20 protein-coding genes and 1 pseudogene are annotated in these 22,764 nt (G+C 41.3%); 3 read left to right on the forward strand and 18 right to left on the reverse strand.

Going from position 1 to position 22,764, the window contains the following annotated elements; all coding sequences use genetic code 11:
• Nucleotides 1–68: 68 nt before the first annotated feature.
• Complete coding sequence (locus HMPREF1528_RS12830; protein WP_084667233.1) at nt 69–245, reverse strand: phosphinothricin acetyltransferase; 177 nt, start codon at nt 243–245, stop codon at nt 69–71.
• Nucleotides 246–305: 60 nt separating this feature from the next.
• Nucleotides 306–485 carry a hypothetical protein gene (locus tag HMPREF1528_RS13120; RefSeq protein ID WP_034567751.1) on the reverse strand — a complete coding sequence of 60 codons (180 nt, stop codon included), beginning with the start codon at nt 483–485 and terminating at the stop codon, nt 306–308.
• Nucleotides 486–1,061: 576 nt separating this feature from the next.
• Between HMPREF1528_RS13120 and HMPREF1528_RS01370 the strand changes: the two genes are divergently transcribed.
• Entirely contained in the window at nt 1,062–2,273 is a 1,212-nt protein-coding gene (locus HMPREF1528_RS01370) for a beta-ketoacyl-[acyl-carrier-protein] synthase family protein (protein ID WP_016478323.1), read from the forward strand.
• 79 nt (nt 2,274–2,352) lie between these two features.
• On the opposite strand, the gene HMPREF1528_RS01375 is transcribed toward HMPREF1528_RS01370, so the two are convergent.
• From HMPREF1528_RS01375 to HMPREF1528_RS01390, 4 genes are all read right to left on the reverse strand, one after another.
• A complete protein-coding gene (locus HMPREF1528_RS01375) occupies nt 2,353–2,712 on the reverse strand; it encodes a DUF6567 family protein (protein WP_009420643.1) in 360 nt (119 codons plus the stop codon).
• 22 nt (nt 2,713–2,734) lie between these two features.
• Entirely contained in the window at nt 2,735–3,379 is a 645-nt protein-coding gene (locus HMPREF1528_RS01380) for a porin family protein (protein WP_016478324.1), read from the reverse strand.
• A gap of 366 nt (nt 3,380–3,745) precedes the next feature.
• A complete protein-coding gene (locus tag HMPREF1528_RS01385; protein WP_016478325.1) occupies nt 3,746–5,866 on the reverse strand; it encodes a GH92 family glycosyl hydrolase in 2,121 nt (706 codons plus the stop codon).
• Between the two features lie 546 nt (nt 5,867–6,412).
• Nucleotides 6,413–8,635, reverse strand: a complete 2,223-nt coding sequence (locus HMPREF1528_RS01390) for an FAD-dependent oxidoreductase (protein WP_016478326.1) — start codon at nt 8,633–8,635, stop codon at nt 6,413–6,415.
• Nucleotides 8,636–8,723: 88 nt separating this feature from the next.
• Between HMPREF1528_RS01390 and HMPREF1528_RS01395 the strand changes: the two genes are divergently transcribed.
• The gene (locus HMPREF1528_RS01395) at nt 8,724–9,431 is read left to right on the forward strand and encodes a response regulator transcription factor (protein WP_002675838.1); all 708 of its coding nucleotides are present in this window, start codon (nt 8,724–8,726) and stop codon (nt 9,429–9,431) included.
• 12 nt (nt 9,432–9,443) lie between these two features.
• Here the strand turns inward: HMPREF1528_RS01395 and HMPREF1528_RS01400 are convergent, their stop codons facing one another.
• The 4 genes and pseudogenes from HMPREF1528_RS01400 to HMPREF1528_RS01415 form a co-directional block, all read right to left on the reverse strand.
• Nucleotides 9,444–9,926, reverse strand: coding sequence for a hypothetical protein (locus HMPREF1528_RS01400; protein WP_016478327.1), 483 nt, complete (start codon nt 9,924–9,926; stop codon nt 9,444–9,446).
• A gap of 316 nt (nt 9,927–10,242) precedes the next feature.
• Nucleotides 10,243–12,825 carry a DNA mismatch repair protein MutS gene (gene mutS, locus HMPREF1528_RS01405; protein ID WP_016478328.1) on the reverse strand — a complete coding sequence of 861 codons (2,583 nt, stop codon included), beginning with the start codon at nt 12,823–12,825 and terminating at the stop codon, nt 10,243–10,245.
• A gap of 31 nt (nt 12,826–12,856) precedes the next feature.
• A pseudogene (locus tag HMPREF1528_RS01410) lies at nt 12,857–13,176 on the reverse strand (type II toxin-antitoxin system YafQ family toxin).
• A complete protein-coding gene (locus HMPREF1528_RS01415) occupies nt 13,169–13,444 on the reverse strand; it encodes a hypothetical protein (RefSeq protein WP_002674416.1) in 276 nt (91 codons plus the stop codon). The pseudogene HMPREF1528_RS01410 and the gene HMPREF1528_RS01415 overlap by 8 nt, the downstream one beginning before the upstream one ends.
• A 560-nt stretch (nt 13,445–14,004) precedes the next feature.
• On the opposite strand from HMPREF1528_RS01415, the gene HMPREF1528_RS12560 reads away from it, so the two are divergent.
• Nucleotides 14,005–14,154, forward strand: coding sequence for a hypothetical protein (locus HMPREF1528_RS12560; RefSeq protein WP_157464886.1), 150 nt, complete (start codon nt 14,005–14,007; stop codon nt 14,152–14,154).
• Between the two features lie 291 nt (nt 14,155–14,445).
• Here the strand turns inward: HMPREF1528_RS12560 and HMPREF1528_RS01420 are convergent, their stop codons facing one another.
• The 8 genes from HMPREF1528_RS01420 to atpC form a co-directional block, all read right to left on the reverse strand.
• Complete coding sequence (locus HMPREF1528_RS01420; RefSeq protein ID WP_009411503.1) at nt 14,446–15,738, reverse strand: MFS transporter; 1,293 nt, start codon at nt 15,736–15,738, stop codon at nt 14,446–14,448.
• A gap of 423 nt (nt 15,739–16,161) precedes the next feature.
• A complete protein-coding gene (locus HMPREF1528_RS01425) occupies nt 16,162–16,887 on the reverse strand; it encodes a YggS family pyridoxal phosphate-dependent enzyme (protein ID WP_016478330.1) in 726 nt (241 codons plus the stop codon).
• A 24-nt stretch (nt 16,888–16,911) separates the two neighbouring features.
• Nucleotides 16,912–17,493, reverse strand: coding sequence for a threonine/serine exporter family protein (locus HMPREF1528_RS01430; protein ID WP_002674440.1), 582 nt, complete (start codon nt 17,491–17,493; stop codon nt 16,912–16,914).
• Nucleotides 17,480–18,250 (reverse strand): threonine/serine exporter ThrE family protein, encoded by a 771-nt coding sequence (locus HMPREF1528_RS01435; RefSeq protein ID WP_002674442.1) that lies wholly within the window; start codon nt 18,248–18,250, stop codon nt 17,480–17,482. Before HMPREF1528_RS01435 ends, HMPREF1528_RS01430 begins: the two co-directional genes overlap by 14 nt.
• Before the next feature lie 226 nt (nt 18,251–18,476).
• Entirely contained in the window at nt 18,477–20,447 is a 1,971-nt protein-coding gene (dnaG, locus tag HMPREF1528_RS01440) for a DNA primase (protein ID WP_016478331.1), read from the reverse strand.
• Nucleotides 20,448–20,474: 27 nt separating this feature from the next.
• A complete protein-coding gene (locus HMPREF1528_RS01445; protein ID WP_034567800.1) occupies nt 20,475–21,485 on the reverse strand; it encodes a virulence RhuM family protein in 1,011 nt (336 codons plus the stop codon).
• Nucleotide 21,486: 1 nt separating this feature from the next.
• Nucleotides 21,487–22,299: a DUF2262 domain-containing protein gene (locus tag HMPREF1528_RS01450; protein ID WP_016478333.1), complete on the reverse strand. Its 813-nt coding sequence runs from the start codon at nt 22,297–22,299 to the stop codon at nt 21,487–21,489.
• 198 nt (nt 22,300–22,497) lie between these two features.
• A complete protein-coding gene (gene atpC / locus HMPREF1528_RS01455; RefSeq protein WP_016478334.1) occupies nt 22,498–22,734 on the reverse strand; it encodes an ATP synthase F1 subunit epsilon in 237 nt (78 codons plus the stop codon).
• Nucleotides 22,735–22,764 lie beyond the last annotated feature (30 nt).

Below are 22,764 nucleotides of genomic sequence, written 5' to 3' on the forward strand. Positions count from 1 at the left end.
TAAAGTGCAAAGGTAGAAGATAATTAGCAAACGAGCAAATTTGTAAAATTAGCTCATAAATACCCTACCTAATAATGATTACCATTATACTTTTCCATCATTAATTCCCCTTTGGAGGTAGCCAGTGACAGCTGGGTATGTACCCCACGGGAGCACAGTATGTGTAAAGGAGGAGGTTTGTCTCCTTTTCCAGCTAGTCCCCCTTCGGGGGTTCGGGGGCTTACCGAATAAATGACTCGCCACATTCCCCCTTTTGAAGATAGCCAGCAAGAGATTTTCATCACATTACCTTCGTGATTCGTCATTCACCCCTCGTCATTTTTTTCCTTCTCCGTCATCACATTCCCCCTCATTGAGGTACCCAACGACAGCTGGGTATGTGCACCACGATAGCGGAGTATGTAAGAAGGAGGAGGTTTGTCTCCTTTTCCAGCTAGTCCCCCTTCGGGGGTTCGGGGGCTTACCGAATAAATGACTCGCCACATTCCCCCTCATTGAGAGGGCTAGGGGGAGGTTTCTCCCCTACTGCCTATTGCCTAAGACCTCATACTTCCCCATTTACTAATTTTTTAATTTGCTAATTTCCTAATTATCCCTTCTCTTTTCCGTCATACTCCCCCTATTGCCTATGGCCTTAGGCCTAGTACCTCTTCCTCTTTCTTTCGCCTCGAAACCCTCTTTTTACCATTTTTAGCCTTGTTGTATTATATTATTAATCAATCATTTATATACCCTTTCTATACCAATCGTCCAAGATTCGTATAAGCTTCCTATAAGCTCTCTATAAGCTACCCCCACCCTCCTTACACCCTTTTTTCACCAAAAAACCTCCCTCACCTCTTCCGAACTTCTTCGATATCTTCCGAACTCCTCAACCCTCTACATTTGCTAATCTGCTAATTTAACAGCCCCCACATACCCAGCTGTGAGCTCTCGCTGGCTTTGGCTCGCACCTTTGGCAAAGTTAATTATCAGTATTTCTGGCATTATTTGGCATTATCAGTATTATTTCTTACCTTTGCCCCACTTTGTTAATTATCAATTGTCAACTGTCAATTATTATGAGAGTAGTTATCACCGGAATGGGTATTTATTCCTGTATAGGCACTTCACTCAGCGAGGTGCGTGATTCGTTATACCAAGGAAAATCGGGTATTGTTTTCTTGCCCGAACGTAAAGAATACGGCTATCGGTCAGCGCTGACGGGATTTGTAGAAAACCCCGACCTAAAAGGACTCTTAGGTCGTCGCGAGCGTATTTCTATGGGACAAGAAAGCGAATTTGCCTATATGGCAACCCTCGAAGCGCTTAAAAATGCCGGTATCGATAGCGATTTCTTACAACAAAACGAAGTGGGAATCCTCTACGGCAACGACAGTGTAGCCGAGTCGGTAATTCTTACAAACGATAAGATAAGAGAGAAGAAAGATACTACCCTCGTAGGCTCTGGGGCGGTATTCCGTACGATGAACTCTACCGTAACGATGAACCTCTCTACTCTCTTCCAATTGCGAGGGGTAAATATGAGTATCAGCGCAGCTTGTGCCAGTGGGTCGCATTCGGTAGGCTTAGGCTACTTGCTTATCCAAAGTGGTATGCAAGACTGTGTAATATGTGGCGGAGCTCAAGAAATCAATAAGTATAGTATGGGCAGTTTCGATGGTCTTGGGGTCTTCTCAATGCGTGAGGACGAACCCACTTTGGCTTCTCGTCCATTCGATGCCGGTAGAGACGGCTTAGTACCCAGTGGAGGGGCAGCTACTTTGGTGTTGGAGAGTTACGAGTCGGCGATGAGGCGTGGGGCAACCCCAATTGCTGAGGTGGTAGGCTACGGCTTTTCGTCTAATGGCGGACATATCTCTACACCCAATGTAGAAGGTCCTGCCCGTGCTATGGCACGCGCCCTCAAAAATGCAGGTATGCAAGCCAGTGAAATCGACTATATCAATGCGCACGCCACTTCTACCCCCATAGGCGATGCCAACGAAGCAAAGGCAATTTATGAGATTTTTGGCAGTAATATTCCTGTGAGTTCCACCAAATCAATGACCGGACACGAATGTTGGATGGCAGGAGCTAGCGAAGTGATATATTCAGTACTGATGATGCAAAACAGTTTTATAGCTCCTAATATCAATTTTGAAACCCCCGATGAGGCTTCTGCTAAGCTAAATATTATTCCCGAAACTGTAGAACGCCCTATTAAAGCCTTTTTGAGCAATTCTTTTGGTTTCGGAGGTACTAATTCTGCTTTAGTTGTGAAGAGCATTTAGAATAAGCCTCACAAACAATTAAAAAATATCAGAAGCCCCCTTTGTACAAAGGGGGCTTCTAATATTACGAAAATCACTATTATTCTTCTGTAAATTCTATTACATCAGCCGAAACAGTAACAGTATATTTTGTCCCTATAAAAAATAGGAAAGAATGCGCTTCTACCGTTTCATTAATAACAGCTCTTGAAGTTCCTACCAAATTAGCATTTTTGAGCATTTCGGCACGGGCTTTCTCTATAAGAGCTTTTCTACCTCCTCCAAAAAACAAAAAATAATCATTAGTAGCTTCTCCTTTCACGTGTTCCACTACTTTAAAATTGTTTTTAGATAATACTACTTGTGTAGTGTGACTATTTTGGTTGTATGTCAGTCCATTACTTACACCACAACTCACTAATAATAGTGCTAAAGTACCAAATAAAATTACTTTCTTCATATAATGATTTGATTATTGATTATTAAAACTTGTAACCTATACCTAATTGAATAATGCGTTTGTTTAAGCCCAAAAAACGAGCTCCTCCTTCATAATAAGATTTTGTACTTTCCAAACTTGTTAAACCATATTTAAAGTTTGCATCAACAAAAAGACCCATAAGAAAATGATATTCACAACCTATTCCCAATGAAGCACCAAAAATACTTTCAGCTGACCTACTTAAATAAAAAGGTACATCTCTAATGTGATAATAGCTATAATCTAAACTTATGCCTAATTTAGGACGAAAGTTGTTGATGTCATACTTTAACCATAAAGGTAGGCTTATTTCAGACATTCTAATTTTAAAAGAGTCGTTGTGTTTCCCACTCTCTTTAATCTTACTTGTTTGAGTAGAAAACATTAAACCCGCATCTAAGAAGAAGTTTTCATAAAACTGATATTCCTCAAATCCTCCTAAGTGAAAACCAGTTCCAACTGCTGATTTTACATCTACTGAGTGCCTTTCAGCAGGATAATACGTGGTGTATTCAAAATGTTTATTCTCCAAGGAGTAAGTAGAGACATTTACACCTCCTCTAATACCCCATTTTACTGCTTGGGCTTTCAGTAAAGTAATAGAAGTAAGGGCTACCAATGTGAATAATAGAAGTTTTTTATTCATAAGATAATTTGAAATTAATAGGTTAGTTCACCAAGCCCTAAAAGTGAAGATATTATTAGAAAAGAAAAAGCGAGGACTTTTAGCTTTCATTTATACTTTTAAGAAGCCTCTGGTATGGCTGAAATACTATATAAATAAAAGAAAAGCCCACGCCTAAGCGTGAGCGTTCTCGTCATTTATCCTAAGTACTTCGTGAATTTACCAGATTCTCTTAAAAATAGAATAAAAAACTAACGCTTTTTATGTTTTATGTAAATTGTCTTGTTGGTTGTCTATATCATTAGACGATGCAAAATTAGTTATTACTTTTATATTAGCAAAATGAAATTGTGTTTATTTTTATGTAAGCGACTAAATCAAGGTTCTTTACTTCTTAAACTCTAAACGTCCTCCTGCAATAATTTCTTCATAAGTAATATATCCTCTGCTCAGCGGTTTGTCGTTGAGTAGTGTTTTTGCTTTGCTGTCTTTTCTTTTTTCAATTGTAAAAGTCTTGCCGTTCTCTAAATGCAACGTAGCTTTATCGAATAGCGGTTCACTTAGATAATACCTACTGTCGGCAGGGTTAATAGGATACAAACCTAAGGTGGAAAGCACATACCAACTGCTCATTTGCCCGCAGTCCTCATTACCACAATGTCCGTCGGAGGTATTTTTGTATTGAGTGTTCAATATTTCGGTAACGCGCTGGGTAGCTTTTTCGGGGTGAGCTGTAAAGTGATAGAGGTAAGCCACGTGATGACTCGGTTCGTTGCCGTGCACATACTGTCCTATCATACCAGTACTGAAAATAGGCAGTTTCTCATCGGCGGTAACTGCCAAAGTGAACATCGAGTCGAGTTTTTGTTCAAAAACCTTAATGCCTCCCATTGCATCACGTAATCCTTCGATATTTTGTGGCACAAACCAACGATAATGCCAAGCGTTGCTTTCGCAGAAGTATTTACTATAATCTTTGGGGTTAAAAGGCTTGATAAATTGCCCTTTGCTATCCTTAGGGCGGAAGAAAGTAGTTTTTTCGTCGAAGAGATTACGCCAGTTTTCAGCGCGTTTGGCAAAGTAAGCCTCATCTTCTTTTTTATTCAAAGCTTTGGCAAATTGGGCAATACACCAATCGTCGTAAGCGTATTCTAAGGTTTTGGACACCGACCAGTTTTCATCAGATTTATCTAAATCGTAAGGCACATAGCCATATCGCTTATATAAGTCGATTTCGCGTTCGTTTACCATTGCACTTTGCTTGCAAGCCTCATAAGCCAAAGGAATATCCATCGGGATTTTCTTAAAATACGCATCTACGATGATAGGCACAGCGTGATAGCCTATCATCATATTGGTTTCTCCTCCTTGCATACTCCACACCGGTAGCGCACCATTTTCGCGGTAGTGTGCCAAAAAACTACTGATAAAATCGGAGGAGGCTTCGCGGTGTAACAAGGTATAAAGCGGATGAGCCGCACGAAAAGTATCCCAAAGAGAAAAAGTATCATAACGCTTTTTGGGTGCATCGACATCGCTGAAAAGATTAGGCGCCAACATCGATTGGTAGAGCATTGTATAGAAAATCGTTTTTTGCTCCTCAGTACCGCCTTCTACCGTAATCTTCTGCAACTGCTTCTCCCATAGATTGCGAGCTGTCTCGCGATAGTCGTCGAAAGCAAAATGAGGCGCTTCAACTTCCATATTTTTATACGCTTCTGCAATGCTGTGCATAGAGAGAGCTGTTTTCACTACAATGGCTTCATTATCGGCGGTAGCATAGCGGAGTACAATTTTAGAACGGTTGCTCTTGCCGTTTTCTTTTTCTTCTGTAAACTCCTTATCAGCAAAGGGCTTGGAGAGTTTGATGACGAAATAGACCTTTTGGTTACGTGCCCAACCAGTAGAAAAGCGATAGCCTTCCAAAGTTGTATTATCCAACACTTTTAGATAGGTTTCGGTAGGTTTATCCCAGTTGATGCTATAACCTAAATCTATTGTAATTTTAGACTGTTCGTCTTTAGGAAAAGTATAGCGTTGCACGCCTACACGAGGAGTGGCGGTAAGTTCGGCTTTGATACCATAACTCAGCAAATCGACACTGTAATAGCCTGCCGTAGCAGTTTCGTGTTTGTGAGAGAAGACCGAGAAAGGCAAACGATTGTTTGCTTCTATGCGCTCGTTAAACCTGCTATTGGTAGGCATTATCAGCACATCGTAGAGGTCGCCCGCACCCGTACCTGAGAGGTGGGTGTGTGAAAAGCCGGTAATGATGCTATCGGGATAGAAGTAACCCGAAATTCTGTCCCATCCAGGGATACCTATATCAGGGCTTAGTTGCACCATTCCGAAGGGAGTCATCGCTCCTGGGTAGGTGTTACCCGTACCATCGGTACCGATAAACGGATTTACGTAATTGGTGAGTTGCTTTTTAGGCAACTCTTTTTGTTCTGATGCGTTGTGGCAAGCCGTAAGGGTAAATGCCAAAAGGTAAAAGTATGGTTTCATATAGGATTGAGAGTTATGAGTTGCAAAGATAGGAAATAATACTGATAATGCCAAAAAATGCCAATAATGCCAGAAAATACTAGAAATACTGATAATTAACTTTGCCAAAGGTGCGAGCCGCACAGGTAGCCGTAGCACGGCAGGCAGAGAAAATTAGCAGATTAGAGAATTAGAAAATGGTGGAGGTTTGAGGAGTTCGGAAGGAAACGGAAAAGTTCGGAAGAGAGGAGGGAGGGTTTTTGGTGAAAAAAGGGTGTAAGGAGGGTGGGGTTAGCTTATAGAGAGCTTATAGGAAGCTTATACGAATCTTGGAAGATTGGTATAGAAAGGGTGTATAAGTGGTTGATTTGTAATGTGATACAACAATACAAAAAATGTTAAAAACGGGGTTTCGAGGCGAAAGAAAAGGAATCCTCACCCCGTCCCTCTCCAAAGGAGAGGGGAATGTGGTGACGGAAAAGTAATGCGAGTTATACAGGCAGGTGCGAGGTCGTGGCACGACAGGCGAGTAGAGACTTTGCCAAAGTTTTTTATGTAACTATAAATTTACCCTCCGAAATCATCTTTAAAAATAAACTCTGCAGGGACTTTTTCGTTGAGAAGGAGTTCCTGCATTGCTTTGGTAAAGCTATTGGTTCCCACGATGTAATACTCACAATCGGTGAGGATGTGGAGATGCTCCTTTAAGAAATCAGCGTTGAGGCGCTTTTGGGTGGCGGTGAACACAGGCAGATAGGTATAATTAGCTAAAGTGCTGTGTTGTAAATCGCTGTGAAAAGCGGCTGAGGCTTTGGTTTTATTGGAGTAAAACACTACTACTTCACCTGCAAATTGCTGTTGTGCTAAAGTTTTGAGCATCGGGAGTACGGGGGTAATGCCAATGCCTGAGGCGAGGAACACGATGCGCTTATTTTTCGCTTTAAGAGTGAAATTACCCATAGGGGCGAATATCGTAGCTGTTTCGCCTATCGCCATTGCGGCAACACTTTTCTTAAAACTGCTATCGCTGAGGTGCATTGCGAACTGCAAAGTGTCATCTTTAGGATGAGAGACCATTGAAAGCGGACGCAAAGGTATATCCAATGCGGTATAACGAGGGTTATCGAGGCGCAAAACGGCATACTGCCCTGCTTTATATTCCAAATCTTTAGGTTTTTCAAAAGTGAGCAAGATAGTATTATCAGCGATGAAGTCTTTGGCTAAGAGTTTTACGCAGCGTTCATCGGTGAGAGTTGAGGGTGCGTAGTCACGCCATTTCACTTGGGTTTTCATCTTGTTTGCCGTCATAAAACCGCTGTAAATCGCCCCTGAATACCCCCCACCTGAAGGCGCCCAAGCTGAGGCAAAGTACAAGTTTTTCAGCGGTGAAGTGGTGAGCTTATCGCGTTTAGGGTAAATTTGTTTCACCGATTGCACATAACCATAGGGGGTACCTTGTGGGTTTAAAGTGTATCTTTTTATCGTTTTGGCAGTCGCTACCTCATAATACTCCAAGTAATCAAGAATAGTGGGGAATTCAGCTTCTAAACGCGCTAAAAACAACTGTGCGACTCTTTCCTTCTTCTGCTGATATTCTGCTTCGCTGAGTCCTTCCCATTCTTTGAGGTAATCAATGGCACAAATTACTCCTACCGTCTTTCCCTCAGGAGCTAACTGGGCATCTACCATTCCGTAATTCACAAAAGTAAATGATTTTTGAGCCCAATCACCTTGCGAATCGGCTTTTACATCTTTCAGTTTATAGTCTTTTTGACCTTGAATGATGGTAGAATAATGATTTACGCCGAGTTTTTTCAAATCGGTATTGAAACCCAAATAAATGGTGAGCAAGGAACAGGCGAGTTCTAAAGGCGCTACCTTTTGTGCTAATTTAGAGCGATAAGGCTCGGGGAGCATCTGGGCGACCATAGGTTGGGCAGCATTGGCGACCACACTATCGGCATAGAGCGATTGTTTAGCTGTCGAACTGTTGAACGTATCGCGATAGCTCACCCCCACCGCTTGGTTGTTTTCCACCAAAATCTCTTCTACGAATTTACCTGTAAGCACTTGTCCGCCACGTTTTTCAATAAAGCGCACCAAGTAGTTAGACAGCGATTGCGAACCCCCTTTCACGAAGTTGCCCCCTCCGTTTAGATAGCTACCTTGTGCCATCAGGAAGTACATCAGCGAGAGGTTATAAGGGTCATCAGTATAATAACCCAAATTAGCCGTGAGCACGTTTTTGAGCGCTTCATTTTTGATATTTGCATCCAGCCAATCACCTGTGTTCATTGTAGAAGTTTTGATGATCGTGGGAATCAAGAAAGGCATCAGCGGGTAGAGCAATATATTGAGCCATTTGTTGCGGGGGAGCCGGCGCATTTCGGCGTAAAGCCTATTGATGAGTCCAAAAAAGCGTTCGATTTCGGCTTTGCTATCGGGAAAATCGGCGATGAGTTTTTCTTTGGTTTCTGCCCCGTGATGCAAAGTACACTGGAAGTTTTGCTTCTTCAAATGGTAGAATTCGGGTACTTTTAGAAATTCTACTTCATCAAACACCCCTAAAAGTTCTAAGATAGGACGTTTAGGGTCGGTTTCGTGGAGTCCGTCGATTTCGTGCAAACCTACTTCCATTAAGTAATCTTTGCGCTTAAAAGCAGTAGCACAACCACCCGCGATATAGTGTTGTTCGAGCACAATTACCTTCTTGCCCCAGAGTGCCAAAGTAGCTCCAGCGATGAGTCCGCCCAAGCCACTACCTATAATAATACTATTGTAATTTTTCATCTTTGAGAAATAATTATTAATTTTGGGGCAAAATTACGGCGGTTGCGCAAGTGTGGCAATACGCAAAAATAACCATTTTTAATTGACGATGAGCACCTCAGCTTCTATGGAAATCTTGGCACAGAAGTATATCCCTTATGCCGAAATGCTTGCAAAAATAGGGAATAATGCTGTTTTTATAGTAGATAAAAACGAGCATTTCTATTTTATTTCCGATAAGTTTAAACTCTTTGGTTACGACGATATTCCTAAGAACAACAGTAACGAAATACAAGATTATCCGCTAAAACGACGCATTCACCCCGATGATTTGGAGATGAAAGAGCTCATAGATGAGAAGATTTACGAGTTTCTATCGTCCTTACCCAAAGAAGAACAAGTGCACTACAAATACATTTACGACTATCGCGGAATGGCAACCGATGGCACTTATGGGCGCGTGACTAACGAGGTGCAACTATTAGAAGTTACTGACGATAATTACCTCGCCTTAGGCATTATAGAAATTGCCCCTGACCAATCGGAGAGTTTGCCGGTAAGGGTGCAAATGAAACACTGTATAACAGGGGAGATTATTCCCATAAAAATAGAAGAAGAGAAAGCTTTTGCACTTACGCCGCGGGAGAAGGAAATACTCACACTTGCCTCTCAAGGTTTTTCGAGCAAAGAAATAGCTGAACAATTGTTCATCAGCACTTACACAGTGAATAGACACCGGCAAAATATACGGGAAAAGTTCAATGTAGAAAGCCTTATAGAAGCGATTGATATAGCGAGAAGGAAAGGAATATTGTGATAAGTAACAGGTTTAATACGCTGTTTGTTTTTGAGCGATACTTTCGTAGTGAGTGAAAATACGATAGGTACCTACTTTCATTATTTTATTGTTACTATCTTCTTTTTGAGTAACTGTTAGCACATAAACCAAATTCTTGATACCTTGAGATGTGAGTTCACCTGAAATTAGAGTTACATCGTTATTCTTTACACCTTCTGTATTAGCAGCGTGGTTTAGGAAAACGGTAAACTTGTTACCGCTACCTGAAATGATAGCTCCAGAGCCTGTAGCTGTATCAAACACACCAAATTTCAGTGCTTTGTAATTCGATTTTACCTTTACTCCTTGTTGATCATAAAACTTATATTTATAATCGGCAGCTGGATCTCCTTTGGTAAAGGCATTGTCGTGGGGGTCGCTGGTGTAAAGGAATTTGAGGTTGTCGAGCAAATAGATACCCTCGATATTAGGTGGATTAGTTCCTTCGTGAATGGTCATTCCGTTGGCAACCATTTCGGTAAGAGTTTTGTCGGGCAGAATGGCTTTAGCTTCCTTAGGAATGTTGAAGTTTGTAACTTCAGTAGTATTTTTGTCCTTGTCCTTTTTGCTGTCGTTGTCACCTGATTTAGAGCATCCAACAATTGTAAGCAGTGCAAATACGCCTGCACAAAGTGTGTAAATTGTTTTTTTTATTTTTATTATTGTTTTTTAGGTGTTAGGTGTCAGGGGGTAGGTTTCTAACTTTGGCAAAGGTGCGAGCCGCACAGGCAATTTGAAACTTTGGCAAAATTTGTAGCACTACTTATTTGCTAATTTTCATATTTGCTAATTAGCTAATTCGTTTTCTCATTTCGTTGAGCTTCATCAGTGCCTCTACGGGGGTGAGGGTGTTGATGTCGAGACTGAGTAAATCTTCTTTTAGGGCTTCTAAAAGTGGGTCGTTCATATCAAAGAAGCTCAATTGCATTTCTTTTTGGGCGTTTTTAACCACTTCGGCAGTGGGGACTACATTATGACTCTCTTCGAGCTTTTTAAGCATTTTATTCGCCTTCTGAATCACATATTGGGGCATTCCCGCCATCTTCGCTACGTGTATTCCAAAACTGTGTGCTGAACCACCCTCGGTGAGTTTGCGCAAGAAAAGTACGCTGTCTTTGGTTTCTTTTACCGATACATTGTAATTCTTGATGCGCTCGAACTGCTCACTCATCTCGTTGAGTTCGTGATAGTGGGTAGCAAAAAGGGTTTTAGCTTTGCTGGGGTGTTCGTGCAAATATTCGGCGATTGTCCACGCTATGGAAATGCCATCGTAGGTGCTGGTACCACGCCCGATTTCGTCCAAGAGCACCAAACTTCTATCGGAGATGTTGTTCAAAATGAGGGCTGCCTCATTCATCTCGACCATAAAAGTAGACTCACCCATAGAAATGTTGTCGCTTGCCCCTACGCGGGTGAATATCTTATCGACTATACCTAATTGAGCACTAGCAGCAGGCACAAAACTGCCTATCTGTGCCAAGAGGACTATCAGGGCAGTTTGTCGCAGGATAGCCGATTTACCCGACATATTAGGTCCGGTAATCATTATGATTTGCTGGCGTTCGCGGTCTAAATACACATCGTTGGCAATGTAGGGCGTACCAACGGGTAGTTGCTTCTCAATCACAGGGTGGCGACCTTCCTTAATCTCAATGGCATACCCTTCGTTCATCTCGGGGCGGTGATAGTTGTTTTCCATCGCCAAAGTAGCAAAACCACAGAGGCAATCCAGCTGACCGATAAGTGTGGCGTTCGTTTGTACCTGACCGATATATTCACTGATAAAAGCAATCAGTTCGGCGTATAGCGATTGCTCTAATTGAGCGATTTTTTCTTCAGCTCCTAATATTTTAGCTTCGTATTCTTTAAGTTCTCCGGTGATATAACGCTCGGCATTTACAAGAGTTTGCTTGCGTATCCAATCAGACGGGACTTTATCTTTATGAGTGTTGCGCACTTCGATATAGTAGCCAAACACGTTGTTATTATCTATTTTCAAAGAAGGAATACCCGTGCGTTGGCTTTCGCGCAAGAGCAAATCGTCTAAATAACTTTTACCCGAATGTGAGAGTCCGCGTAGTTCGTCCAATTCTTCCGAAAAACCTTTGGCAATAGCATTACCTTTGGCTATGTTCACAGGGGCATCTTCATTGAGTGTTTCAGCAATGCGTGCGCTGAGCTGTTCACAACTGTGAAGTTTATCGCCCAAAAGGGTAAGCGATTCATTGGCAGAAGCCAAACACAATTGTTTTATCAGGGGGATATGTTCCAAAGAAGCGCGCAATTGCACTACCTCCCGCGGATTGATTTTCAGGGTAGCAACCTTAGAAATCAGTCGTTCGATGTCGCCCATACGACTGAGGGCAGTTTTCACCTGCTCTAATACATCGATGTGCTTCAAAAAGTAATCGACCACCTCGTGACGCTGACGGATTTTATCTAACTTCTTCAGCGGTAACGCCAACCAGCGTTTGAGGGTACGGCTACCCATAGGCGATAGCGTTTTATCAATCACATCGAGCAAACTCACCGAGGGGGTGGTATTGCCCGCATAGAGTTCCAAATTGCGAATGGTGAACTTGTCGAGCCATACATAAGCCTCTTCGGCTATGCGCTGAATGGCAGTAATGTGTTGGAGTTGGTGGTGTTGGGTTTCGGATAAGTAGTAGAGAATAGCCCCTGCGGTAAGAATCGCTTCGGTGAGTTCGTCTACACCAAAGCCTTTGAGAGAGTTGGTTTGAAAGTGTTTGGTAAGTACTTGCTGGGCATAATCATCTTTAAAAACCCAATCTTCCAAGTAGAAACAGTGGAAATCGTCGCCAAAATGCTCGGCAAATTCCTTTTTTTGGTGTTTAGCAACGAGTAGTTCGCTAGGGCGGAAGTTCTGCAAGAGCTTATCGATATAGGTTTTATCGCCTTGTGCTACCAAGAACTCACCCGTAGAAACATCGAGAAAAGCTGCACCGCAGCCTTGTTTGCCCAACCATACTGAGGCTAAGAAGTTATTGCTCTTGCTTTGCAATATATCGTCGTTGAGGGCAACTCCTGGGGTAACGAGTTCAGTAACACCTCGCTTTACAATACCTTTCACAAGTTTAGGGTTTTCCAGCTGGTCACATATTGCCACGCGGTAGCCCGCTTTTACGAGCTTAGGAAGATAGGTATTGATAGAATGGTAAGGAAAACCCGCTAATTCACTGCGCTCGGTGCCGTTGTTGCGGTTGGTGAGCACAATGTCGAGGGTATGAGCGGCTTTTACGGCATCTTCACCGAAGGTTTCGTAGAAATCGCCTACCCTAAACAGCAGTAAAGCATCAGGATATTTGCTTTTTATCTGATTGTACTGCTTCATCAAGGGGGTTTCTTTTGCCATATTTTTTAGTGAAAAAGTGAAAAAGTATTTATTATTTCTTATTTTTATAAAAAAGCTCTGAATGACTACCTATTCTATCTAACATAATTGTTTTTCAGTATCATCTTGTTCCCAAATAAGTAGTAAGTTAGGTTCTATATGACATTCCATACAACCTTTATAATTTCCTGTTAAAAGATGAGGTTTTTTATCCATTGGGAAACCTTCAGAACCTTTTTCTATTAAAATATTAATTATTTCTATAATTTTTGATAGCTTAATAGGTTGGTTTTTATATTTTTTTAGTTCCTTTTTAAAGGTCGTAGCATAGACAATACGATACAAATCTTTATTTTCTTTTGTGTCATTCATCTTCTTCAGATAAGATATCGTTAATCAATTCTTGAGCATTTGTATAACCTTTTACGAGTCCCTTTTTATATTTAGCGAGTTCTGTTCTTCCTTCCTCAATAGCTTTTATAGTTTCTTTATTAGGAATATATTCCTCTACAGGTTCGGCTACTATAGTAGGTTCTACTATCACATTATATTTCTTGAAAAGAGATTCAAACATAGGCACGTCTCCCTCAGGGATACTCACATTGTAATTGACCATTTTATTGTAATTTACAGTTCTCATATTCTATTTTTTTTGCAAAGATAATAATAATTTGCTAATCTGCTAATTTTACATTTGTCTATTCTATATCGGCAGTGGAGTTATACTTTTGGATAAGAGTGATAAAAATCGTTTTTTGACGGGTCAGACTTGTTGGACAAATTGGATAGGTTAGAGAGAGCGGAAGGAAACGGAGAAATTCAAAAGAGGGGAAGTAGGGTTTTTGATGAGAAAAGGGTGTAAGGAGGGTGGGGTTAGCTTATAGAGAGCTTATAGGAAGCTTATACGAATCTTGGACGATTGGTATAGAAAGGGTATATAAGTGGTTGACTCATAATATAATACAGCGATGCAAAAAATGGTAAAAACGGGGTTTCGAGGCGAAAGAAAGAGGAATCCTCACCCCGTCCCTCTCCCAAGGAGAGGGGGAATGTAGCGACGGAAAGGAGAAGGGATAATTAGGGAATTAGCAAATTAGAAAATTAGTAAATGGGGGGAGTGTGAGGTCTTAGGCCATAAGTAATAGGGGATAACATCCCCCTAGCCCCCTTCAAAGGGGGAATGTAGTGACGGAAAAAATAATGAAACCTCCTCCTTTACACATACTCCGCTCTCGCGGTGCACATACCCAGCTGTCGCTGGCTACCTTCAAGAAGGGGAATGTAGTGACGGAGAAGGAAAGAAATGACGAGGGGCGAATGACGAATCACGAAGGTAATGGGAGGTCGTAACACGAGATACAGTATAACTTTGCCAAAGGAGCGAGCCGCATAGGCAATTTAAAACTTTGGCAAAGTATTGTAACAAGGAAAGACAAAACGTATTTAACGCCACAATATTAGAAATGCCAATAATACTCAATCAATGACAAATTGCGAATGACGGGCTTTGAGTGAAGATAGAACGAAGGGAAAATTTGCTGTATGAGAGAAGCTTAAAAGAAATTTTAGGAGAGAAAATAGGAAAGACTGCCCCACTAAAAGTGGGAGCAGTCTTTCTTCTAACTTAGGGAAATTTGATTATTAATCTACGTTGATATCGGTATTTACATTTTTACTACCTACGAGGGCATAATACAAGAGGAATAGCAATGCTAATACAATTACCCAGTAACTTTGGATATAACCAAAAGCATCGGCAGCCCAACCTTGGATAGCTGGCAAAATACCACCCCCGCATACCATCGCCATAAAGATACCTGAGGCAGCGGCTGTATATTTACCCAAACCTTCGGTAGCGAGGTTAAAAATACCTCCCCACATTACTGAGGTACACAAGCCACAAAGAATGAGGAACATTATGCTTATTGGCACTTCGGCTAACCCAAAAGAAATATCCGATTTGAACACAGGCATATTTACCATTTGTGTTTCGGGTATTAATATAGCTAAGATAACAAAAAGAATTCCTAAGGAAGATACAAAAGTAAGCATTCCTTTGCTTGAAAACTTCGCTCCTAATGAACCCCCGGTAAGACGACCGATGAACATCAAGAACCAATAAGTACCTACTACTGAACCTGCAATAGTGGTATCTATTGCTAAGCCGTTCATTTCTGGACTACTGGTCATAAAAAGGTTTGCGATGTTGGGAATTCCTACTTCAATCCCTACGTAAAGGAAGATAGCTATCGCTCCTAATATAAAGTGACGGAAAGATAGTGGACTGTGTTTATCGGTTACATCTTTTTGTTTTACTGCTGCGTGAGGTTCGGGTATTTGCATTAGGGCAAGTACAATAAATGCCAAAGCGAAAATACCCATTGCTAAGAAGAGGGCAGGATTAGCATCGGCAATAGAAGTACCGGCGCTGATAGTACCGATAAGGTACCCTACTAATACGGGCACGATAGTTGCCCCGATAGAGTTGATAGCGCCTCCGAATTGCAAGAGTTGGTTACCGCGTTTGCCACCACCACCGAGGGTGTTGAGCATTGGGTTTACTACCACGTTCAGCATACACATAGAGAAGCCTGAAATAAATGCCCCAGTAAGGTATACTCCAAAGCTACCCATATTACCTGAAAGGAAAGTAATACAAACGCCAACGAAGCCTACGGCAATAGCTGTTAAAGCAGTTTTCTTATAACCGATGCGTTGTAGCATTAGCCCTGCGGGAATCCCCATAAAGGCATAAGCGATAAAATTGGCTAAGTTCCCCAATTGTGATTCGAGGTTGCTTGCCATAAATTGGTTTTTTACAATTACCCCGAAAGGGTTTTGTAAGCCCGTTACGAATGATATCATAAAGAATAAGGCGAACATCATCGCAATGGGTAATGCGTAACTTTTGTTTTGTTGATTTTGGTGTTCCATTATTTTTAGTTATTTATTATTTTAGAAAATAGGGAATAGGAGATAGAAATTAGTTGTTAGAAATTACTTATTTCTCCTATTAACTACTGTATTTAGGAAATAGTGGGGCAAAAGTAAATAAAGAAAATATAAAACACAACAAAAACGAAAACTTTTTAAAGGTTTATTTATGAAATATATTAGATGTTAGGTGTTAGAAGTTAAAAATCAGAAAATTAAGAAATTAATAATAAGGACACGAGTTAAAAGCTCGCGCCAGTGGAATAAGAAAAAGAGGAAGAAAAATTAGAAAATGGAGGGAGGGTCGTAGCACGAAGGACAGTTGAAACTTTGCCAAAGTTTTGATACGGACGAGTCAGACTATTCGAATGTGTTCGATACCGATAGCTAAAGGCTTAAAGAATAATCATTAACGGCTAACGACTATTTTTCATTCCAATAGTAGCTATCGGGGTAGATGCGCTTACCGAAGATAGCGGTACCAACCCGCACGATAGTGGCACCTTCTTCAATAGCGGTTTCGAGGTCGCCACTCATTCCCATTGAGAGTTCTCGGGGGTCTACATTAGGGAGGTTGAGAGCAATAATCTCTTGTTGGAGATGTTTAAGGAGTTTAAAGCAGGCGCGCACCTTTTCGGTTTCGGCACTAAACAGTCCGATAGTCATCAGTCCTTTGATATGTAGGGTAGACAGTGTAGCCACTTGCTTTACAAGATTGAGCACCTCAGAGGGGTCGGCACCAAACTTGCTTTCTTCGTTAGAGGTATTCACCTGAATAAAGATGTCGAGTTCCTTACCTTCACTCTCCAAACGGTTGTGGAGTTTTTGGGCTAAATCGAGGCGGTCTACCGATTCTACGCAACTCACCTCGTAACGTAAAATATCTTTTATCTTATTCGTTTGTAAATGACCTATAAAATGATTGGTATGTGGGGTATCTTTCAGCGCTTCATACTTCTCCTTGAGCTCTTGCACTTTGTTTTCGGCGATGAGCGTATATCCTGCATTTAATGCTACTTTGATGCGCTCAGGAGTTACCGTTTTAGTAGCCAAAAGCAATTTTACTTCCTCCGGCTTGCGACCTACCCGCTCACAAGTGTTGGTAATACGTTGTTGTACTAAAGCGATGTTTTGTAATATATTTTCCATTTTTAATTGTCAATTATTAATTAACTATATCGGTTCATTCTCCACTTCTTCCTTTGGTAAATTGCCTTCAGCTTTCTTGCGCAAGAGGCGACGTTTGATGAGGTCGTTTAGGTCTTTACCTTTTACCGAGTAGGTGTTAAATAACAGCATAGGAGCAATCACCCCAAAGGCTAAGCACATAGTAATAAAGCCTGTTTGTAAGCCTAATTTGAAGGTTTGGTAGAGTAAATCTAATGTTTCGTCTTGTGGGGTTTCAACGGTTACTATTTGTATGATTTTCATCATAAACTCATAGCCGTATTTACCAGGAATCATATTAATTACGGCGGGGATAGTAAACACAATAGGAGGTGTGTGTACACGGTGGGCGAAATACACCGCTAAGAGCCCTACCACACAAGCCCCCAGAAAAGAAGTAATCACGATTTGTTCGGGCATTAAGGTTGCTAATAGAATGAACTTAATACCCCACCCTATACCGCCTAATACACCTGTTATCCATAAAGCACGACGTGGTGTGTTAAACAATAAAGCAAAGCCGATAGAAATCCACATCGACCAAAAGATGCGTTCTGCTAAACCTAAAAATATATCAAGGAAGTTCATAACCGAATAATAGTAAAGCTAAATAAAAACCTAATGAAATCATAAACACTAAAATAGCAGCGTGAGTGAGTTTAGCAATTCCTGCTACAATACAACCTGAGAGCATATCGATAAAGCCATTGATAAGAGGTACCCCAGGCACTAACCACAATACACAAGCTGCCAAGGCATTGTGATAGTCTTGTACGCCAAGCAAGCGGAAGATGCTCATCACAGCTACTGATACGAAAGCTGCCCAACCCCAACAGATATACACATTGAACTTGCGCAACTGCAAAATACGTCTGCCTGCTAACCCTAATAAAGTAGCGAGAAACGACATAGCGAACTCGGCATAACTTGCGTTTTCTTTGCCAAATACGTAGGCTAATGAGCCTCCTGCAATCGATACAAAAAACCACATTACATACATATTGTAATGCGGACGTGCCTTGATGGTAGCTACCTGCTCTTCGATTTCCTCAATAGGGAGTTTCTTTTCGATAGCCTCCCACGATAGGATACTGATATCAGAAATCGCACTGAAGTTCACTCCGTGATGCGGGATAGAACGCACGATAGTTTCTTTTTCGCCTGTGCTTTTGTCCTGTATTGTTAGCACGATAGCCGAATGCGAATAGAAGTTCTCGCAATGGTAGTTCAGTGCATTAGAAATGCGTTCTACATTGCGTTCTACCCTACGGGTATTGGCACCGCTGGAAATTAGCAGTTCGTTGATATCGGCAAAAAGGCGTGCCGCTCGTTCAATGGGCTTCATATATATATTTTAGACGTTAGTTCTTAAGAGGTTAGTTATAGGGCTTGTCAGACTGTTCGAACGAATAGCTTTGGGTATTCCTTGCTGTTTTCTTCTAAGAGAATGTCTTTCTGGCAAGCAAAAGTAAATTGCAAGTAACATAAAGCAAATAATTTCTAAATATTATAGTTTTCGTTACAAAGTGCAAAAGTACAAAAATAATGAAGAATGGCAAAAAGGTGAAGATTTAATAATTTACTATCACATTTAAGCGCTTGCCTAATATTGTTTTTAGTTGGTTATATCCTATGACCTCTTCCATAATGCTTTTGCGTTCTTCATCTGTTATTTCAGTACGTGTTTTCTCTGCTAAATTGTTGATGAGGTGCATTATCAATAACAAACGAATATTTAGAATGATATCCGAGATAATTCTGTTGAGGTCTCTGTCTTTCTCCTTTGCGACAATATCTCGTTTTAACCAATTGTCTAAATGTCTAAACTCGTCTTCCATTTCCAAATCGGATACCTTAGCACTGAGTTCCACAGGAAGTTCGTTTGCAAGCCTACTCACATCATAGGAAGCATCTTCTTGGAACACTGTCATTAGTTGGTCATATATCTGCTTAAAATCAGGGTTAGCGAACTCTATTTCGTCTTCTTGAAGTTCAAGGAATACTTTTTCGTAAACTTTGAGAGTTTGCTGTACTTGTTTTTCTTTGAGGTCGCCGTTTTCTTCTTCTACCAGAATAGTATCGGTGAAAACACAGTCTTCATTCCCTTTAGAAAGAAGAATCTTTATTAAATCGTGCTCTAACACCTCCAAACGGTTTATCGTGCATTTTTGAGTCTCTTCTGGCGTTTGTACCACTTGCATAGTAGATTGCTTGCGCTCTACTTTTTGTCCTTCATAAAAGTCCTTTTTGAGAATTTGCGCCAAAGTAGAGAAGAGCACTTGTTCCGAGATATCCATAATAGTAGCGCATTCACGCACATATACTTCCCGCTTGATAAGGTCGGGGATTTTAGAGATGCTCTCTACCATATCGCGTATGGTTTCGGCTTTTTTGATAGGGTCGTTCTGCGCCTCTTGCATTAGGAGGGAGGCTTTGAAGCGAATGAAATCGGTGGCGTTACTTTCGAGGTATAGCACGAGGTCTTCGTAGGCAGTTTTGCGAGCAAAGCTATCGGGATCGTCTCCTTCGGGGAAGGTGCAGACCTTCACATTCATACCCTGCTCCAAGATGAGGTCTACCCCGCGAATAGAAGCACGTAAGCCAGCGGCATCACCGTCGTACAGCACCGTGATGTTGGGTGTGAGACGGTGAATGAGGCGGATTTGGTCTTGCGTAAGTGCGGTTCCGCTCGATGCTACCACATTTTCGATGCCTTTTTGGTGCATTTGAATCACATCGGTATAGCCTTCAACCAGATAGCAGTTATCGGCTTTGGCAATGGCTTGTTTGGCAAAGAAGATGCCGTACAGCACTTTGCTCTTGTGGTAAATCTCACTTTCGGGAGAGTTGAGGTATTTAGCTTGTTTCTTGTCGTTGGTGAGGATGCGCCCTCCGAAGCCCAATACGCGTCCGCTCATAGAGTGAATGGGGAACATTACGCGCCCTTTGAAGCGGTCGAACTTACGATCGCCATTGACGATGGTGAGTCCGGTTTTTTCTAAGAACTCCAACTGATAGCCTTTGGCAAGGGCGTTATCGGTGAAGGCCGTCCACTCGTCGGGGGAGAAGCCTAAGCGGAATTTTTGGATTGTTTCCTCAGTAAAACCGCGCTCTTTGAAATAGGTCATACCGATAGCCTTACCGGCTTCGGTATTGAAGAGGGTATCCTGAAAATATTGTTGTGCGTATTCTGAGACAATATAGAGACTCTCGCGCTCATCGGCTTTTTCTTTTTCTTCGGTAGATTGCTGGGTTTCCTCAATGTCGATATGGTATTTTTTAGCTAAATAGCGAATAGCTTCGGGGTAAGTGAAATGCTCGTGCTCCATTAAGAAGGCAATAGCATTCCCGCCTTTGCCACTACTGAAGTCTTTCCATATTTGCTTTACGGGTGAGACCATAAAGCTGGGTGTCCGCTCATTGGAGAACGGACTCAGACCTTTGTAATTAGAGCCTGCACGTTTTAGTTGGACGAAGTCGCCGATGACTTCCTCCACCCGCATCTGGTCGTATACTTTATCGATAGTGTTTTTTGAAATCACTGTTTTTTAGATTAAGGAAGAAAAGGGTTAATTTGTTAATTGTTTCAGGTCGTCCTCTAATTCTTTAAGGCTGTTTTCACGTTCTATTTGGCGTTGCTTAGTTTGGTATTTTTCATACTCTTGAGCAGATTTCTCTATAGCCATTTGGTGTGAAATCTTACCAGCGTGTTGTAAGAGCTCTCTGCCATTGAGTTGCAGGATAATATCCAAGCGGGCTATCCAGTCGTTCATATACATAGGCGTTTGCTGTTGTGCCATAGTTTCGGCGAAAGCTAAATATTGTTCTACAAGCAAGCCCAAAAGCTTTATTTCCTCTTCGTTGAGATAATTCTTGGCGATGCTTACTTCACTTTTTTTAATAGTGGCAGTAGCTGTTTTGTCGTAGGATTGCATTCCCAGAAGGGGCAAAGAGGCATCAGCACGATTATAGACTATCTCGGCTGCTGTTTGCTCACTAACCGCCCATAGGAGTTTGTTTTGCACTACCTTAAAGAACTTTATGGTTTGCTCATCTTGAGGGTTGTAGTCTATACTGGTTTTGTATATATCTTTAATCTTCTGGTAGAAGAACCGTTCAGAGATTCGTATTTTGCGGAGGCGTTCTTGGAGCTGGTCGAAGTAGTTCATCGCAGTACCTTGCTTAAAACGCTCGTCATTTAACACAAAACCTTTGATTAAATACTCTTTGAGTTGCTGAGTTGCCCAAATACGAAAACGCGTTCCTTGTTGTGATTTTACTCGATAACCTACTGAGATGATCACATCGAGATTGTAATATTTTACCCAATATTCTTTTCCATCAGTAGCAGTTGTCCGGAAATTCCGGATAACTGAATTTTTATCTAATTCTCCTTCTTTAAAGATGTTGGAAATATGTTCGCTTATAGTTCGCTTATCTTTACTAAAAAGAACAGACATTTCGGCTTGTGAAAGCCATATTGTTTCATCTTGGAAGCGTACATCTATCTTAACATCTCCTTCTTGATTTTGGTATATGAGAAACTGTGAGTCCATAGGGTTTATTTGTTTGTCAATTATTTTACCCCTCGATAGTAGCCTCTTCGAGCTCGCCGTTGAGGTTCCCGTATACGGCAATGGCGTGCCCCCAGAACATATCGTCGTCATCAAAATAGATACAGAAACGCTTGTCCTCAAAAAGAATGATACTTGTGATACTCATACGCTGAGCAAAACGCTCGGGAGTAATCTCAGGGGCAGTAGCATCTGCTTCTTTTTGCCATTTGTTAGCTAAGGGAGTAAGCTTTTCAGTGGCAAAGGTTTTGAGGGTTGCTACCCATCTGTCGAATTTGCCCTTAGTAGCATTTTTGAAAGATTTTAAGATATCTTGTAGCTCACTTAGTTCGGTAGTTTCTACGGTGAACTGCACTTCTTCATCGGTGTAGAGGATTTCACCCTCAAACCAATCGTATTCTCGGTTGAGTTCTAAACTAAAGTCTTCATCTTGATAAGTAACTTCGGTGTTGTATTCCTCAATAATAGGGTCGAAACGAGGTTCGGTTACATTCTCTTCTAAGACTGCTACCAACATAAAGCAGCGTTGCTCAGGGTGTGAGAATTCAGGTTTCTTAGGGCGTACTTTGATGCGGAAAGCTTCTAACGGAGCGAAGTAATACTGCCAATTACTTTCATCAGCTACCAACCATTCCAAACGGATATTCTCTTCGCAAAGTTCACCTGTTTTTACATCAATAAATGCCAAAGGCTCGTTAGAAGGTACCCAAGCTCCATTATAATAAGTTGCTCCATTGGTAGGACTTTCAATGAGCACGATAAGTTCCTTTTCTTCGGGAAGGAACTCATCAGAGAATTTCTGTACAGTTTGTGGGCTCATAAAGATACTTAGTTAAGAGACAAGAAAGTTATGTTATATTTATTATTTTAATAAGTGTATTTGATTATAGATTTGACAATGCAAAGATATAACATTCTTTTCAGAAAAGCAAAAAACAAATAACCGACTGCTTTATTTACAAGAGTCGGTTATTTACATTTAATTTTTTAATTACAATGAAACAAAAAAAACTTTCTTTTAGTCTGCTAAAATCACTACTTTGTTTTGGTTGCACTCCAAGGTGCCTCCTGTAATAGTGAAATGTTGCAGTTCTTTTTTGCCCTCAAAGAGCTTTACCTCGCCTGCCGTAAGCAATGAGATGATAGGGGCGTGGTGATTTAATATTACAAATGGTCCTTTAGCCCCAGGCACCTTCACCGAGGTTACTTCACCTTTAAACAAAAGGGCTTCAGGAGTAAAGATTTCTACTAACATAAGTGCGAGCCATACGGGCTTTTTTGTTGT

Origin of the sequence: Capnocytophaga sp. oral taxon 336 str. F0502, from assembly GCF_000411575.1 — a bacterium.
Lineage (GTDB): Bacteria > Bacteroidota > Bacteroidia > Flavobacteriales > Flavobacteriaceae > Capnocytophaga > Capnocytophaga ochracea.

What these genes read in the sequence shown, in the direction of transcription:
- HMPREF1528_RS12830 (WP_084667233.1), bottom strand. Translation starts at nt 245, where the DNA reads ATGTGGCGAGTCATTTATTCGGTAAGCCCCCGAACCCCCGAAGGGGGA.
- HMPREF1528_RS13120 (WP_034567751.1), bottom strand. Translation starts at nt 485, where the DNA reads ATGTGGCGAGTCATTTATTCGGTAAGCCCCCGAACCCCCGAAGGGGGA.
- HMPREF1528_RS01370 (WP_016478323.1), top strand. Translation starts at nt 1,062, where the DNA reads ATGAGAGTAGTTATCACCGGAATGGGTATTTATTCCTGTATAGGCACT.
- HMPREF1528_RS01375 (WP_009420643.1), bottom strand. Translation starts at nt 2,712, where the DNA reads ATGAAGAAAGTAATTTTATTTGGTACTTTAGCACTATTATTAGTGAGT.
- HMPREF1528_RS01380 (WP_016478324.1), bottom strand. Translation starts at nt 3,379, where the DNA reads ATGAATAAAAAACTTCTATTATTCACATTGGTAGCCCTTACTTCTATT.
- HMPREF1528_RS01385 (WP_016478325.1), bottom strand. Translation starts at nt 5,866, where the DNA reads ATGAAACCATACTTTTACCTTTTGGCATTTACCCTTACGGCTTGCCAC.
- HMPREF1528_RS01390 (WP_016478326.1), bottom strand. Translation starts at nt 8,635, where the DNA reads ATGAAAAATTACAATAGTATTATTATAGGTAGTGGCTTGGGCGGACTC.
- HMPREF1528_RS01395 (WP_002675838.1), top strand. Translation starts at nt 8,724, where the DNA reads ATGAGCACCTCAGCTTCTATGGAAATCTTGGCACAGAAGTATATCCCT.
- HMPREF1528_RS01400 (WP_016478327.1), bottom strand. Translation starts at nt 9,926, where the DNA reads ATGGTTGCCAACGGAATGACCATTCACGAAGGAACTAATCCACCTAAT.
- mutS (WP_016478328.1), bottom strand. Translation starts at nt 12,825, where the DNA reads ATGGCAAAAGAAACCCCCTTGATGAAGCAGTACAATCAGATAAAAAGC.
- HMPREF1528_RS01415 (WP_002674416.1), bottom strand. Translation starts at nt 13,444, where the DNA reads ATGAGAACTGTAAATTACAATAAAATGGTCAATTACAATGTGAGTATC.
- HMPREF1528_RS12560 (WP_157464886.1), top strand. Translation starts at nt 14,005, where the DNA reads ATGAAACCTCCTCCTTTACACATACTCCGCTCTCGCGGTGCACATACC.
- HMPREF1528_RS01420 (WP_009411503.1), bottom strand. Translation starts at nt 15,738, where the DNA reads ATGGAACACCAAAATCAACAAAACAAAAGTTACGCATTACCCATTGCG.
- HMPREF1528_RS01425 (WP_016478330.1), bottom strand. Translation starts at nt 16,887, where the DNA reads ATGGAAAATATATTACAAAACATCGCTTTAGTACAACAACGTATTACC.
- HMPREF1528_RS01430 (WP_002674440.1), bottom strand. Translation starts at nt 17,493, where the DNA reads ATGAACTTCCTTGATATATTTTTAGGTTTAGCAGAACGCATCTTTTGG.
- HMPREF1528_RS01435 (WP_002674442.1), bottom strand. Translation starts at nt 18,250, where the DNA reads ATGAAGCCCATTGAACGAGCGGCACGCCTTTTTGCCGATATCAACGAA.
- HMPREF1528_RS01450 (WP_016478333.1), bottom strand. Translation starts at nt 22,299, where the DNA reads ATGAGCCCACAAACTGTACAGAAATTCTCTGATGAGTTCCTTCCCGAA.
- atpC (WP_016478334.1), bottom strand. Translation starts at nt 22,734, where the DNA reads ATGTTAGTAGAAATCTTTACTCCTGAAGCCCTTTTGTTTAAAGGTGAA.